This is a genomic window from Methanobrevibacter sp. (assembly GCF_045120835.1).
In the GTDB taxonomy this organism is placed as follows: domain Archaea; phylum Methanobacteriota; class Methanobacteria; order Methanobacteriales; family Methanobacteriaceae; genus Methanocatella.
The window spans coordinates 1-15,791 of the sequence record NZ_JBGVFE010000031.1; the positions used below are offsets into that span (position 1 = coordinate 1).

Here is a 15,791-nt window from a genome sequence, read left to right on the forward strand (position 1 = left end):
TTGAGTTGAATCGTGAATTTTTAGACAATCATTTTCCGGGTGAGTAGAATGGATCTCTCAAGCGTATCTCACAATAATTTGAAAAGGATAATCGAAGGTTATCCCTATCAGGAAAGTGATTTGTCTAGCGATTGGCTGTTCAATATGGAACTTGTTTATTCTACATTCATCGTTCCGACATTTCTGGCAAATGGCTGAAGAGCCATTTTTCTTTTTGAAAACAAGTTCATCCTGCTCTTCACGGACATGGATGAATACCTCATGTGCTATGGAGCCAATGACGATTTAAGTCCTGAGGCCTATGATTTTGACTATATCCTGTCTGCAAATGTGGACATGATAATCAACCCCTCATCTGAAGGTGTCTTTTTGGATGTCAATTTATTTGGGCACAAGGCAGAAACCCCATTTTTCGAATATGATTCCAAATATGCCGGATATGACTGCAATGAACTGGAGATTGTCGCAAGAAACATTAGAAATGAGGATTTATGTAGGTTCATTGAAAATCCATCTTCAATCTATGATTTTGAATCGTTTTTCGAGCTGCTTAAAAAATCAGTATTGCTGACTCTGTCCTATCCGAATGCAACCGAGGATACCGTGGATTTGACCGATGCAATTTCACTAATCATATTGACTGAAGACAAGTTCATGGAGATTTTCACAGGCATAGATCAGATTAGAAGATGTTCCGATTCATATGTCCAGGTCATTAATCTTGCTGAATTTTTTGAAATGGTGCTCAGATTCGACTTTGAAGGAATAATATTGAATCCGGACAGTGATCGTATTAGAATTGACCGTGAAATGATTCTCTTGAACTTTGAGGATTTCAGAAACAATTACAATTCATCAAAATATATGCAGTCACATAACTATGCATTCAGATTGAGAAGTTTAAGGGAAAAGAATTAATGATTTAAAGGCCGATGTAATCCAAGATGCTTTTGATTTCATCGTCCTTGAGTATTTCAAGTGATTTGGATTCGCATTCCAATATTATCCCTTCAATATCTGGAACCGGGGCAATGTTCTGTATGAATTCGAATCCGTGTTTGGAAGCGACAATTTTCAAAACGTAGCTAGAGAGGTAAATGTCATCGATATATCCGTAGGGACCGTAAATCTGCTCTGGAATTATGTCTTCGGGAGTCACATAGTATGCTATTGCTCCGCAGATCGGCAATTTCAAGCTTCTGTCAATATCCTCATTAAGCAAGTTGCATAAAACCTTAAATAAGGTTGGTCCGTAATCTATAAATGATTCATATTCGCCAGTATATGTTTCCAGGTTTTCGATTAAAGTATCATAGAAATCCTTAAAAGTTGATTCCATCATTTCACCTAATGATAATTATAACTTCAATCATATTTAAATATTATTTTAACACAATATTGATACAGAGGTGTAAAAGTGTCTAACTTTGATTTTTTAAAGGAATTTGATAATACATTATGGAAATTAGGAAATCGTATTGAAAAGAATGTAAGCGTTTCCCCATCCGGTGTTAAGGCAGATGCTACTACATTTCTAGAGCATATCCTAAAGGAATTGCTCAACCAGGCAGGGTTGAAGTACAACTCTAGAAAACCATTCGCCGAACAGGTTGATGCGGTCTTCAGGTCAGATCTGAAGATGTCAAATGCATACAGGGAAAGAATAAAGAACGCATACAATTACAGAAACAAGATTCATGACGAATTCGATGACATAGAAAAGCATGAATTTCAGGATGCGGTGCAGCTGCACGAGAAACTCTTCTACATTGTCCGTAAGTTCTACAGGGATTATAATGAGAATTACGACCAGTACAAGGGCGTTCCCGAATTCAAGCCGTTGGAATTTGACCTGTCAGAAGATGAGGTCAAAATCCGTGATTTCAATGAAATCGTCGATGTCAAGTATGATTATTGTGTGGTCTGCGGCAATCCCAATCATTTGAATTACTCTATTTATTGTCATGAATGTTCACGCAAGCTTGAAAACGCCAACAATTTCATCTCAATTAGAAATGCATTCGGAAAGGATGCCCAGTTCACCAAGGAGGACCTCATTGAGTATGGAATGGCTGAAGGCTATGTCAATCAGTTCATACATTCTATGACTAGGGAAAATATGCTCAGGGTTGCTGGAAGATTTATCACATTCAACAATATGTACCTTGAAGATTATTTGAATCAAATCGACAATTACATTGCTGTAGGAGAGCTCATAACCAGATTCAAGGAGGACAAGATTTCTCCTGCTGATATCAAAAAGTCAAGGGAGTATATTCTTGGAAGCAGAAAGGAGATTCCTTTCTATCAGTTCTACAAGATCACTGACCGTGAAATCAGAAAAAAATTTGAAAAGGATTTGCTTGCTACTGAAGACATCTGGAAAAGCATTGACTACACCACCATTACAAACAAGGAACTTGAAAGATGGTACAATATACGCTTAGGTAACTATAAAAGAGGCAATGTTAATGAATCATTCGTCGTATTTAATCAATTGCTGATTAAAGAATATCTTAAGTTGAAGAGTGAAGGCATATTGGAAGGTGAAATCAGGAAAACTTTGAATGTTTCAGATGAGGTATATGGATTCTGGTGTGAATTTGACCCTGAATTCGAGGACCGCTTAATGCAGATAAAAATCGATTTAATCACTCAGGGCATCAACGACAAGAAAACAAGAGAGGAAATCATCGAATATGCCGGCGTAACTCAAAAGGAATACAGTGACCTTTTCAAGGTTTCAGATTTCAAGGGCAATGAACTTTCCAGAATAAGAAATCAGGAACTTGAATCAAGAAAGTCAGCCCTGATTGAATGCCTGAAGCATAATGACCTTGAAACTTCATGCAGGATGGCCAAAATATCGGTTGATGATTTCTATCATTGGTATGATGACATGTCTTCCGAATTTTACATCGCTTCTTCTGAAGTATTAATGCATAATTTCCTAAACCAGAGAAGAAAAGGCAAAACTAAAATCCAGTCCGCTGAAATCATCGGCATTGATTACACTCATGTCGAACGCTGGTTTAAAAGAACCCTTGACATATGTGAGGATTTCAAAAACAGGCACGTTAAGGTAATTGCCGATTTGATTTATGAAGGATTTAAGAATAACAAATCAAAGGCTGAGATATCACAAGTGGCAGACATTAAGGTAGAGAGAATCAATAATTATTTGAGTCTCGGCAAAAAGGGATATGGAACCTTTAAGAAGTTGTATGATTATTATGAAGAGGAGATTCTTCCGAAAGAGCTGACAAGATTTTTGGATGAAATAAAACACAAGCCGCTTAAGAAAGCTCTTGAAATATCCGAATTGACTCAGGATGAATTTGAATATTGCTGCAGTGAAGGGCTTGAGGGCAATAGGAAATTCAAGCAATTCTATGAAGATTATTACAATATCAAGTTAAGTGTATTTTTAAATAGGATTTCAAAGGGCAAGTCAAAATCCAAAGCTTTAAGGAATGCTGGCTTGACAAAAGAGGAATTAATGCAGTGCTATGAATTGGGCAGTCAGGGTGATGAAAGGTTCGCCGAATTCTATCAGAGCTATTATGATGCCAAAATGGATATCTATATTGATGAAATTCTTAAGGGAACAGGTTCAGAGAAGGCTTTAAAGAATGCTGATCTAACCCAGGATGAAGTGCCGGGGGACATTGATGACATAATATTTAACCGGAAGCTGGATATTGTTACTCGATCAGTCAAGCAGGATTTGACCACACGTCAGGCCGCAAGAAAAGCCAATGTCAGTGTTGATGATATCTATGGCTGGTTTTTAAAGGGAAGATCTGGTGATGAGAAATTCAAGGAATTCTCTAAAGTATATTATGACTATTATGTTAATCCAGGATCCCTTTTTGTTCAAAAGGGCATTAGCGAGGATATACCATTAAGCTTTATTCTTAAAAAGGCTAAAGGACTTTTCAATCGTGAGGATTATGAGTTCTGGTTGGAAAATGGATTTCTAAAAGAGGCTCAGGAAAAAATTGACAATGGGAGTGATGAGGACAATGAACCTGACTCTTCAATTTTTAAAAGTTAGTGAGTTTTGAATTGAAAACACACTCATAACCAAAAAATATATATACTAATGAATAACATAAATAAATGACACCCGTTAAAATAATCATCCGCCTTTATACAAACGCCACATAAAAATTGAGTCACCTAACATGAATAGTGAGTTTAAAGTATATTTAAATAATGCACGCGATCTTAAACAATCTGGAAATTTTATACAAGCTTTAGAAATCTATGAAGAACAGTACAATCAGCATTCTGAGGAATTCAAATATGCTCAGAAAGTGGATTATGCATGGACTATCATAAAAGTAAGAATGCTCAATCCCAAAGATGATAAGGAATTTTTCGAAGCGGCCGACTGTATCACTGAATTGCTTCCGCAGGCAGATTTGAACAAAAGGAAATCCTGCCCATATACTTCAGCAGTCTTCAAGGTCTTAATCAAGCTGAAAAACGATGAAGACTTCATCGGCATGATGCACTGGCTTGAAAAGCTCAATCCTGAACTTCTTGACGAAAGGCCATACCGATCATACGGCAGACTGCAAAAGCCGAGAAGGGAGAAATACTATGACTGGCTAAGCAAGGCCTGTCTTGAGAATATGGAATTCGAAAGATGCATTGAAGTGTCCAAAACCGCCTTGGATGCCCTTAAAAGCTTTCAGGATGAAGGCGATACCTGGTTCAGATGGAGAATTGCAAAATCCCTCATGCAGCTTAACCGATTCGACGAAGCGATTGGGTATGCTAAGGAAGTCATCAAGGTCAAGCATAAATGGTACATGTATAGAGCCATTGCCGAATGTTATTACATCCTCGGCAAACCCTACGATGCTCTCGATTACCTCTGTCCGGCAGTGCTTTCCAGCGAATCGGCCATGACCAAAGTGAACCTTTACCTTCTCTGCTACAGGGTTTTCAAATCCTTCAACCCAGAAATGGCATTGAAACATGCCCAGCTCTTCACCATATTGAAAAGGCAAAAGGGGCATTCCCTGCCATATGAAATCGAGAAGTTCGACATTGATGAAACCCGGCTAAACAGAAAGGAACTTGAAAGTGAAATCAGGGAACTGTGGATTCGCTACAAGTTCAAGGACCGAAAACTTGAGCACGGAACCATCGTAAAATTCATTCAGGAAAAGAGCTTTGGATTCATAAAATGCGAAGACGGCGATGAAATATTTTTCCATAAAAGCGAATTCAGGGGCGGTCCGGTATATGTGGGCCAGCTTGTGTCCTTTTATGTTGAGGAAAGTTTTGACAAATCCAAAGGCATGAAGTCTTTAAAGGCAGTCAATGTGAGGGGTGAATAGATTATGGTTAGCATAAACGAAATAGAAAAAATTTCGGCAATCCTTCCAAACCCCACATGCAATAAAAACTTGCCTAAACAAGAGTTGAATACAACAGAGGCATTGCCTGCAGGAAAGGCAGGATCTATGCGGGAAAAGGATTTATTAGATGTTCATTCAAAAAGAGACCCGACAATGATGGTACGGGATTTAAAATAATTTTGAAATTGGAAGAAAAAGCAGAGGTGATATCGTGAGAAAACATTTTGTAAAGCATGACAACTTGAGAAAATGCCTGGAGGAAATCGCACAGAAAAGGGAAGATGTGGATGAGACAATCCTCCGCAGGCTTTTAGCCGAGCTCAAGCATTCCAATCTCATCATTGCAGGTGAAATCACAGAGTCTTCAAACATGCTTGCGGTATGTGAAGATGAAGGGAAAAGGTATGGATTCCTCTTCACTGACATGCACGAGTTCAGGAAATTCGTTCCTCAGGGAGAATGCGAATGCGAGACATATGACTTCGAGTTCTACAAGAAGATGGTTGGGCTGGGGGTTACCGACGGATTCATCCTCAACCCCGAAAGCGAAGGATTCATAATAATCAGGGAGGTCTTTGACATAATCAAGCATCTTCCCCAGCACGAATACATTCCCGAAAATCCATATACAAAAAGCGAGCTCAAGCTCATCAAGGATTCCATTGACAACGGAATGCTTGAGGATTTCATCAGGGATTCCGCCAATCTAGGCAATTATGAGGAGCTCTTTGATGAGATTTCCCACTCGACTCTGCTCACCCTGATGCTTTCAAGGGATGATTTGAGTGAATATGCGGAAGGCGGAGTGATATCCATGGAGGATACAGGTCCTCTGGGCTTTCTCTACCTTGATGAAATCGGAGGCCAGTACGCAACAGTCTATACCTCGGAGGATGAGATGGAAGGCGTTGCAACTGAATACAACAGGTATTCCCAAATCGTCAACTTCTCGCAGATGGCCAATTTCATCCTTAATGACGATATGGACGGCATAATAATCAATCCCAATTCGCAAAACATCCTAATCAGCCGTGATGTGCTTTTGGAATTCTCATCACTTCTTGAACGTTTGTGCAATGATTCAAGGCTAAACACTGCAATAATGCATATGTTCCCAATAGAGGAGGAAGCCTAATGGACAACAAGAAAATCAAGCTTACAATCCAGGAAATAGTTTCAGACTTTGAAAGGCTTGTGAGATATGACGAGAGGCTCGTCGTTCACTTTGACTTTGAAAAGGCAGACGAAAGCGAAATCGAGAGGTTCCATGATGAAATGGTCGGGATGATTGGAAAATACATTCCAGACTATGCCCGACATCTCGATGCCGAATACTTCTCAGGCGAGCTTTCAACCTATGACAGGGCATTGGAACTGTATAATATGCTTTATGAAAACTTCAGGGAAATATTTTACAGGCTGGTTTAGATGATATGCGCAAACTGCGGTGGAAAAATCCACTACAAAAAGCCCTGCAGCGACTGCGGAATCGAATACATGGACATGCTCAAAGGCATCACCCATCCCGAGATGAAGCGCATCTTCAAAAGGATGGAAAAGATTCAAAGCGAGCACGGTGACCTTAACCTTGAAACCTCCCTTATGGCATGCGAGCTTGTAAACTCATCGCTTATCGTTGCCTGCAGACTCGGCGACGAGGGCCTTGAAATCGTTTTCCTGCCCGGTCCCAAAGGCCGCCAGTTTATCGCGCTCTGCACGGACATGGACGAATACGGAAAATGCTTTGACGATCTCATTCCAATGACCAATCCCTGGAAACATGTCCTTGACCTGCTCACTGAAGACGTTGAGGGCTTTGTTATCAATCCCCTCGGCGAGTGCTGCTTTATTGGAAGGGGTCTTCTTGATGAATACTTTTTAAATGATTAGAATAATACATTAACATGATGATGAAATGCCTGCATGCCCAATTGCAAAGCGCCGCTTTAAACGATAGTGCCATGAGTGCGGATGGCCTTGGCGATTCAGGGACAGCAGGAGAAAACTACTGGAGGTGATAAAATGATTACATGCAGCGTCTGCGGACATCTAAACGACCCGTCAAGGGTGACCTGTGAGGATTGCGGATCTGACTTGTCCGACAGTCCAGATTGGGGACTTGATGATGAAGACGAATATGAAGAGATGGGCCTTTTTGATGAGGGGGATTCATCAGATGACCTGAACTATGACGACTCCGAAGAGTTGGGATATTATGATGATGAGTATTATGATTAGAAAAATCATTCACGGCTATTGATTCAGGTCATATCCAAAAGCATCTAATTAAATTTAAACATTCTAGTTTCAATTCTTTTGATTCAATCCATTAATTTTTTTAATGGATTCTTATTTTTTTTGTAAAATATATTTACTGTCCAAAACATAATATTACCATGGAACTTAAAGACTTCTTCACCAATTCCTCAAATGAAACCTACAACCGCAACATGGATTTGCTTGAGCACTACAATCTTGTCAATCCTCTGGGCTCACCGAACAAAATGTTTTTGGAGTTTCTAAAATCAAAGGACTGCAACATCAAAAGACAACCCCTAACCCGAGAACTGATAGAGGAATTTGAAGAATCTCTCGAGTCAACCAACCTTCGGGAGGCCAAAATCCGCAAGGAAAAGGAAATGATATTCAACCAGAGAAAGGTATGGATCAGCCTGGGGGAGGATGATGGCTGCGACCTTATCCTAAAGCCCGATGAGATTCTCATAGAAAAGACCGGCGTGACAATCCCCTACACGGAAATGATAGGCATCGAAATCGAGGATGGGGGCTGGTCCAAAAAAAGGTTCATAATATTCACAAAAGATGATGAAATCTCATTTGAAATCAACGAAAACCGGGCGGTTCCCCTAAAGGAGATTCTTGAGGACAACATCTCACACAAAAACTATGATGAAATCTCCCAGCTTATGGAGCTTTATGAAAAGTTTGAAGCCGGTGAAATCACCCCGGAGGAGTTTGAACTCAAAAAGGCAATCATCTACAGTGATGATGTGTACTGCACAAACTGCGGATTCAAGCTTGATGCAGATTCAGATTTCTGCTCAAACTGCGGACACAGGGTTTCTGAGTGAATTTCATTCACTATTTTTCAATATTTCTATATTTTATTCAGCATTCGAATCTTTTCAAAACAAATATATGCCAACAGCAACAGAATATTTATCATATAATAAATATTTTTGGGGAAAATGTCTTGTCAAAGAGAAGATTTTTAATGCTTGCAATATTTGTTGTCTTTCTGCTTTCGGTTTCAGCGGTATGTGCTGATGAGAATCTCACAGACGACAGTATTGTTGAAAATGCGCAGGAAGATGCAGCGGTAAACGCAACCCAGACGGTCGGAACTTTCACCCAGCTTTCAAATTCAATCAAAAGTACTGATGAAGGATATATGCTTCATTTGAGCAGGGATTATGAAAATGACGGCCGCTGGAACTATATTAATATCGACAAGAGGATGGGAATTGACGGAGAGGGCCACAGCATAGACGCCAAGTCCTCCTCAAGGGTGTTCAGAGTCACCGCATCCTATGTCCTTTTGAAAAACATCACTTTTGTAAACGGCAAATATGACAATTTTTACGGGGGAGCAATCTATCTGGCTTCCAATTCTAACTTGGAAATCAGAGATTGCAGATTCATCAACTGTACGTCAGAATTGGGAGGTGCTATCTATTGCAGTGACTCTTCCCGTCTGGACATATCGAATTCAAGTTTCATCAAGTGTTCGTCAGATTCAGGTGGTGCTATCTATTGCAGTGACTCTTCCAATCTGACCATATCTAATTCAAATTTCATCAGCTGTTCGTCAGATTCGGGTGGTGCTATCTATTGTGAGGATTTTTCACGTCTCTACATATCTAATTCCAGTTTCATCAATTGTTCGGCCCAGTTTGGAGGAGCCGTCTACTACATGTCGAATGTAGTTGGCACAATCTATGATTCCACCTTCACAGGCAATGTCGCCGAAGTGGTTGGAGGAAGCCTATTTTCCGGTGGAGGAACAATAAGGATTGAAAGAAGCAATTTCACCAATGGAAGGGCGATATACGAATCCGGAGGTGCATTCACCTTTATCGATACGACTTTCATCGGACACTATCTGGGAATTTTCGACTGCGAGTCAGAATTCGGAGGAGCGGTCACACTTCTCTCATCAAGGACAAACATGACACATTCCACATTCAGGAAAAACTCCGCAAAATATGACGGCGGAGCCCTTTATGCATCATATGGCTTGCTTTATCTTGAGGACAATGTGCTTTCCCAAAACACCGCTTCAAGAGGAGGGGCAGTATTCCTGAACATGATAACTGCAAAAGTATCCGGAAATGTCCTTGAGGACAACTCCGCACTAAAGGCAAATGCAATATATGCCCTTACGCTCAACGATTTGGCAGACTTCACATCAGACAATTACGCCCCATCCCAGTCAGACTTCATAAATGCCATAAACGATAACCTTACAATCACCGGCGATGACTACTACCAGTTCGAATACAGGCAGGAAAACCTGACATCATTGCCTTCATACTACAGCATGGTTGACGAAAGGCTCCTGACTCCGGTCAAGGATCAGGGAACCGAAGGAAACTGCTGGGCATTCGCCGCAATGGCTTCACTTGAATCATGCATTCTGAAGGCCTCAGGCATGGCTCTTGACCTTTCGGAGGCCAACCTCAAAAACCTCATGGCACTATTTTCAAATTACGGATACAATGTTGCCGTAAACGATGGTGGACATGCCGAAATGGCATACGGATATCTTGCAAGCTGGCTTGGACCGGTATTCGAAACCGACGATTCATACTACATCAATGACTACTTGTCCCCTCTTTTGAAAAGCATCCTGCATATCCAGAATGTTATTATTCTCAAAAGAAATGACTTTACAGACAATGACGCCATAAAAGATGCCGTCATCCGCTACGGCGCCGTTGCAACAAGCATGTTTTATGATGATGAATACATTAAAAACGAAACCTCATACTATTCTAATACCGACTACGCCACAAACCATGCGGTCTGCATCGTCGGATGGGATGATTCATACAGCAGATACAACTTCAACATCACCCCTCCAGGCGACGGAGCATGGATTGTGAGAAACAGCTGGGGACCTGACTGGGGAGACGACGGATATTTCTACGTCTCATACTATGACACAAAATTTGCAGAAATCGATTCACAAAAGTCATATACATTCATATTGAACGATACAATCCACCTTGACCGAGTATATCAGCTTGAAATACAGAAGACCTCCTCATTCTATTTCCAGCAGGACAAGATAGCCTACAAGAACGTATTCACAGTCGAGGGAAACGAATATCTTGCTGCGGTTTCAACAATTTTCCTTGACGAGTGTGACTTCAACGTATATGTTTATGTCAATGATGTTTTGAAGGCAACAAAAAGCGGAAAGGCCAGGGAAGGATACTATACTGTAAATCTTGACGTTTTTATATATCTCAACCCAAACGACAGGGTGGATGTCGCCTTCAACTGCACCAATTTCAAGGGAGGTGTGGGACTGCTTCCTTTCAGCAGCATCACCAACTGTACTGACCTCTACATCCAAAGCGGAAACTCCTATTACTGGAACAACCTCAGATGGATTGACCTCTATGACAGCGGAGTCGTTGCATGCATCAAGATGTTCACCACATTTACAAATGACCACAGAATAAGCCCTTATCTTGAGCTGGATTTGGACATCGACACGGGTGACGGAGCATACATTATAGATGTTGTCTGTCCGCAGGATGCCGTAGGTATCGTTTCAATAACACACAACAGCAGCGAATACGTAATCAACCTGTCGGATGAAAGATCCATCAAGTTATTCGACCTGGCCGACGGCGATGTGATTTTTGCCAGATATGGGGGAGACGCCAAATACAGCGAAAAGACATTTTCACTTGTTGTCGACACAAACATATCACGCATAGGAACATTTGAGGATTTGTTAAACAAAATCAGGATGACTAAAGAGGGAGGACTGCTCAGGCTCACCAAAGATTACGCAAATCTGAAATCAGATGATGAAATCACAATCAAAAAGGCAATAACAATCGACGGACAGGGACACACTATCAGCGCAAAGGCGCTGTCAAGGATATTCAATGTCCTTTCAGACAGTGTTGTTCTCAAAAACATCAACTTCGCCGATGGGTATAGCGAGGGCAATGCTTCTGCTGTGATGATTTCAGGCATTGACTGCAGCGTAATCAACTGTACATTCAAAGACAGTTATTCAAAGGATGGAGCTGCACTCTACTGGTCTGCAGGAAATGCCCTCATAATGGATTGCCTTTTTACAAACAACTCCGCTTCAGACTCCTCCCAGTCTGCAGCAATCTTTTTAAGCACAATCACAGCAAGGATTTCAAATTCCACATTCACAAACAATTCTGCATATATCGGAAGTGCAGTTACCGTTTACAGCTACATGGCCATCATAGATGGATGTACTTTCACCTACAATCACGCATCTTCAGGAGCTGCGATTGCATCTTTAGGATCTGTCCTTAAAATCACAAACTCAACATTCAAAAACAACGATGCAACAAGCATTGGCGGTGCACTCTATTTGATTCAGGCTGACTGTGAAATTTCAGGATGCAGCTTTTCAGGCAATAATGCCAAAAATGCCGGAGCGATCCTACTTCAATTGTCAAATGCAGAATTTGTCAACTCATCATTTGAAGCCAACGGTGCTGCCGGTTCCGGAGGTGCCGTCTTTTCAATGAATGGAACAGGCATTTATGACAACTGTTCATTCAAAGACAACTGTGCAGGTGATGGAGGAGCAATTATTTCAACAAACAGCAATGACAAGTTGACAGGATGCAGCTTTTCACAAAACGTTGCATCAGATCTGGGCGGAGCGGTCTGTCTTGCCAGTGAAAGCGGAATAATTGACATGTGCCTTTTTGAGTCCAACAGCGCAAGCTCCGGTGGAGCAGTATTGTGGCAGTGCAAAGCGGGCAACGTGGTCAATTCAGTATTCATAAACAATTCCGCTTCAGGATTTGGCGGTGCAGTTCTCTGGTATGCCGGCGGCAGCATGTCCAATTCCCATTTCAAAAGCAATACTGCCGACATGTATGGTGGAGCAGTATACTGGTACGGAAATGACGGATACCTCAGCAATTCAACATTTGAGGACAATCCGAACGCCGTTATCTGGACCGGTGACAACGGAGAGCTTGCAGATTCAACATTCATAAACAACATAAACGCAACACAAATCATCTGGTCCGTTACCCATTCCGGTGAAATCCACGGCTGCAGATTCATAAACTCCACAAGGGACAATATCCTAAACAACGGCGCTCACTTCACTAGAAGGAATGCCGACCCAACAGCAAATGACACAACAGTAATATTCAAACATCCTGAAAGCGTTTCACTCGCTTTAAATGGTGTTCTCGATGACCTTCCAATCACATCAGACTTCATATTCACCCTTACCCAAGGAGGCGAGTCCAAAACATATCATCTCAATACCACAACACTCTTTGACGAACTCGTCGATTTGGAAATCGGAAACTGGACTGTCAATGTGGTTTTCGAAGGTGACGACAACTATTATGCATTCGAAAGGCAGTTCACACTTACAGTAAATCCTGCCGATTCATTCACTCTAATCAATGACACAAATGCGTTGAGCGGACATGAAGCAGAATTGACCGCATATGTTTATGACGTAAACCGTCAGGCCATTGATGAGGGCAGCGTAAGCTTCTTTGATGGCAGTGAGAAAATAGGAAGCTCCGATGTGATAGGCGGTGTTGCTAGACTTGCTTTCACACCACTGGCTGGCGGTGAACACGAAATCACTGCAGTATATTACTCCGAGCATTATCTCTCATCCAACGCAACAGCAAAACTTGTTGTCGATTCAGTAACTTTAAGAGTCACTCTCAAAAATGGCACTGTCGGATTCAACAGCACTTTCGTTGCCGATGTCACAGGACTCTATTCAACAGTAAATGAGGGAACAGTCACATTCTATATCGATGATGAATATATGGCTGAAGTTTCTGTTTCAAACGGCACAGCTTCTGTCATTTACGTTCCTAAAATTGCAGGAAATCATGTAGTTAGGGCAGCATTCTGTTATGAATCCAATTTCACAGACGCTGAAGATTCATCACAATACCATGTTGACAGGGCAGATTCAGCAGTTTCAATAGATGATGTCAACGCTACAGTTGGCCATAACGTGACTTTAACCGCCTTGGTGACCAGCTCAAACAATGCAAGCATAAGCGATGGAACTGTCACATTCAGGGATGCAAACAACATAATAGGCACTGCAGACGTTAAAAACGGAGTTGCAACCTTAACCTATACTCCTCAAGCAGACGGAGAGCACATTATAACCGCAACCTATGAATCCGATAATTATATTGGATCCAGTGATGATGCAAAACTCCTGGTTGATTCAATTTCCCTTGAAGTCATTGCTGATCCTGGAACTGTCGGTTTCAATTCCACTTTCACAGTAAACGTCAAGGGACTCTATTCTACAGTAAATGAGGGAATCGTGACTTTCTATGTTGATGATGAGTTTGTTTCAAGTGTTTCCGTTTCAGGTGGCGTTTCATCAGTAATATATGTGCCTACCAAAGCGGGAAGTCATGTGGTCAGGGCGGTTTACTCACAAAGCCCTCACTTCTCAGATGATTTCTCAACCGCTTCATATGAAGTCAAAAAAGCTGATTCTGCTGTGACAATCGCTAGTGTTAACGGTACTGTTGATCATGCACTCACCCTCACTGCATATGTCACAAGCTCCAATGGAGTTTCCATAAATGAGGGTACAGTCACATTCAGGGACGCAAACAAGGTTATAGGTACTGTCAATGTGGAAAATGGTGTGGCAACTTTGGCATACACTCCTACTGCAGACGGCGAACACACAATAACTGCAGTCTTTGAGTGCGACAATTACGTCAAATCAAACTCTTCAGCAAAATCATACGTCGATTCAATATCTCTTGAAGTCATTTCAAGCTCAGGAACTGTCGGATACAAATCCGCATTCACAGTAAACGTCAGGGGACTCTATTCTACAGTAAATGAGGGAACAGTCACATTCTATCTTGATGGCAATCAGATTGGAAAAGAAATCCTAACCGATGGTGTCGCAGCACTGACCTACACACCGATGAAAGCAGGAAGTAACACCCTCAAGGTCATTTATGCTGAAAGCAGCAGATTTTCAAACAAGGAGTACTCTACATCATACTCAGTTGAAAAGGCAACAAGCCAGGTTCTGATAAGCAATCTGAAAGGTACAGTTGGAAATGCGCTTACCATAAGGGTGAATGTGGCAAGCCCTAATGGTCAAAGCATAAGCGAGGGAACAGTAACCTTCATGGACAACGGAAAAGTCATTGCAAGTGCTAACGTCAACGCAGGTACTGCAGGCATCTCATACACTCCGCAGACTGCAGGCGACCATCAGATTTCAGCCCAATTCAATGCCGACAATTACCAAAGCTCACAAAATTCATCAACACTTTCTGTCGACAGGGCAAAAACACAGGTGATTGTTGATAACGTTGCCAATGTCTACTACGGAAGTCCGTCCGCATTCTCAATCACAGTCATCTCCAATGGGGAGGCAGTTGGTGAAGGATATCTCAGGGTCTATGTAAACGGCGAGGAAATCAGGTACATTGCCCTTGAAAACGGAAAGGTCACATTTGACTATACCTCAGCAGGTGCAGGCACCTTTGAAGCCGAAGCTGTTTTCCAGCAGTCAGACAACTATCTCACATCACTTGCAAAGACCACATTTACTGTAAACAAGTTGCCGACAGAAATCACATCCTATGATGTCTACACTGTCTACAATACCGGAAGCGAAATTGTTGCAACTCTAAAAGACCTCAACGGCAGGCCGATGGCAGGATTTGCAGTATCTGTAAATTCAAATAATCTAATTACAGATTCAAACGGTCAGGTAAGGCTGTCAACAAATTCATTCAACCCGGGAACATATGCCCTTTCAGCCACATTTGAAGGAAACACAAACTACGCCAAATCATCAAGGGTGGTAACGCTGACAGTCGCAAAGGCAACACCTAAGCTTAAAGCTTCCAAAAAGACCTTCAAGGCAAAGGCAAAGACCAAGAAGTATACGGTTACTTTAAGGACACATCAGAACTTGCCTCTTGCAAATGCCCAGTTGAAAATCAAAGTCAACGGCAAGACCTTCAAGGCAACTTCAAACGCTAAGGGCAAGGCCACCTTCAAAATCAAGAAGCTTACGAAAAGGGGCACTTTCAAGTCAACAGTAACCTTCAACGGCGATGTGCGCTTTAATAAGGTCACAAAAAAAGTTAAAATTACTGTAAAGTAGATGATGCAACCTCATCT

At 41.5% G+C, this 15,791-nt stretch carries 12 protein-coding genes; 11 read left to right on the forward strand and 1 reads right to left on the reverse strand.

Annotated elements, in window-relative coordinates; translation table 11 throughout:
* Positions 1-48: 48 nt before the first annotated feature.
* A complete protein-coding gene (locus ACJMLO_RS03395) occupies positions 49-198 on the forward strand; it encodes a hypothetical protein (RefSeq protein WP_405293924.1) in 150 nt (49 codons plus the stop codon).
* Between the two features lie 48 nt (positions 199-246).
* Positions 247-918, forward strand: coding sequence for an SseB family protein (locus tag ACJMLO_RS03400; protein WP_405293926.1), 672 nt, complete (start codon positions 247-249; stop codon positions 916-918).
* Positions 919-922: 4 nt separating this feature from the next.
* Here the strand turns inward: ACJMLO_RS03400 and ACJMLO_RS03405 are convergent, their stop codons facing one another.
* Positions 923-1,339 carry a YkvA family protein gene (locus tag ACJMLO_RS03405; RefSeq protein ID WP_405293928.1) on the reverse strand — a complete coding sequence of 139 codons (417 nt, stop codon included), beginning with the start codon at positions 1,337-1,339 and terminating at the stop codon, positions 923-925.
* Positions 1,340-1,417: 78 nt separating this feature from the next.
* On the opposite strand from ACJMLO_RS03405, the gene ACJMLO_RS03410 reads away from it, so the two are divergent.
* The 9 genes from ACJMLO_RS03410 to ACJMLO_RS03450 all read left to right on the forward strand — a co-directional run bounded on the left by ACJMLO_RS03410 (position 1,418) and on the right by ACJMLO_RS03450 (position 15,774).
* Positions 1,418-4,057, forward strand: a complete 2,640-nt coding sequence (locus ACJMLO_RS03410) for a hypothetical protein (RefSeq protein ID WP_405293930.1) — start codon at positions 1,418-1,420, stop codon at positions 4,055-4,057.
* A gap of 130 nt (positions 4,058-4,187) precedes the next feature.
* On the forward strand, positions 4,188-5,354 hold the full coding sequence (locus ACJMLO_RS03415; RefSeq protein WP_405293932.1) for a cold-shock protein: 1,167 nt from the start codon (positions 4,188-4,190) through the stop codon (positions 5,352-5,354).
* A gap of 3 nt (positions 5,355-5,357) precedes the next feature.
* Positions 5,358-5,552 carry a hypothetical protein gene (locus tag ACJMLO_RS03420; RefSeq protein ID WP_405293934.1) on the forward strand — a complete coding sequence of 65 codons (195 nt, stop codon included), beginning with the start codon at positions 5,358-5,360 and terminating at the stop codon, positions 5,550-5,552.
* Between the two features lie 34 nt (positions 5,553-5,586).
* Positions 5,587-6,510, forward strand: a complete 924-nt coding sequence (locus tag ACJMLO_RS03425) for an SseB family protein (protein ID WP_405293936.1) — start codon at positions 5,587-5,589, stop codon at positions 6,508-6,510.
* On the forward strand, positions 6,510-6,803 hold the full coding sequence (locus ACJMLO_RS03430; protein ID WP_405293938.1) for a hypothetical protein: 294 nt from the start codon (positions 6,510-6,512) through the stop codon (positions 6,801-6,803). Before ACJMLO_RS03425 ends, ACJMLO_RS03430 begins: the two co-directional genes overlap by 1 nt.
* Positions 6,804-7,265: a hypothetical protein gene (locus ACJMLO_RS03435; protein ID WP_405293940.1), complete on the forward strand. Its 462-nt coding sequence runs from the start codon at positions 6,804-6,806 to the stop codon at positions 7,263-7,265. It abuts the gene before it with no gap.
* Between the two features lie 132 nt (positions 7,266-7,397).
* A complete protein-coding gene (locus ACJMLO_RS03440) occupies positions 7,398-7,613 on the forward strand; it encodes a hypothetical protein (RefSeq protein WP_405293983.1) in 216 nt (71 codons plus the stop codon).
* 158 nt (positions 7,614-7,771) lie between these two features.
* A complete protein-coding gene (locus tag ACJMLO_RS03445; RefSeq protein ID WP_405293941.1) occupies positions 7,772-8,467 on the forward strand; it encodes a zinc-ribbon domain-containing protein in 696 nt (231 codons plus the stop codon).
* A 122-nt stretch (positions 8,468-8,589) separates the two neighbouring features.
* The gene (locus ACJMLO_RS03450) at positions 8,590-15,774 is read left to right on the forward strand and encodes an Ig-like domain repeat protein (RefSeq protein WP_405293943.1); all 7,185 of its coding nucleotides are present in this window, start codon (positions 8,590-8,592) and stop codon (positions 15,772-15,774) included.
* Positions 15,775-15,791: the final 17 nt, after the last annotated feature.

Coding starts and splice junctions, on each gene's coding strand:
- ACJMLO_RS03395 (WP_405293924.1), top strand. CDS start 49: ATGGATCTCTCAAGCGTATCTCACAATAATTTGAAAAGGATAATCGAA.
- ACJMLO_RS03400 (WP_405293926.1), top strand. CDS start 247: ATGGATGAATACCTCATGTGCTATGGAGCCAATGACGATTTAAGTCCT.
- ACJMLO_RS03405 (WP_405293928.1), bottom strand. CDS start 1,339: ATGGAATCAACTTTTAAGGATTTCTATGATACTTTAATCGAAAACCTG.
- ACJMLO_RS03415 (WP_405293932.1), top strand. CDS start 4,188: ATGAATAGTGAGTTTAAAGTATATTTAAATAATGCACGCGATCTTAAA.
- ACJMLO_RS03420 (WP_405293934.1), top strand. CDS start 5,358: ATGGTTAGCATAAACGAAATAGAAAAAATTTCGGCAATCCTTCCAAAC.
- ACJMLO_RS03430 (WP_405293938.1), top strand. CDS start 6,510: ATGGACAACAAGAAAATCAAGCTTACAATCCAGGAAATAGTTTCAGAC.
- ACJMLO_RS03435 (WP_405293940.1), top strand. CDS start 6,804: ATGATATGCGCAAACTGCGGTGGAAAAATCCACTACAAAAAGCCCTGC.
- ACJMLO_RS03440 (WP_405293983.1), top strand. CDS start 7,398: ATGATTACATGCAGCGTCTGCGGACATCTAAACGACCCGTCAAGGGTG.
- ACJMLO_RS03445 (WP_405293941.1), top strand. CDS start 7,772: ATGGAACTTAAAGACTTCTTCACCAATTCCTCAAATGAAACCTACAAC.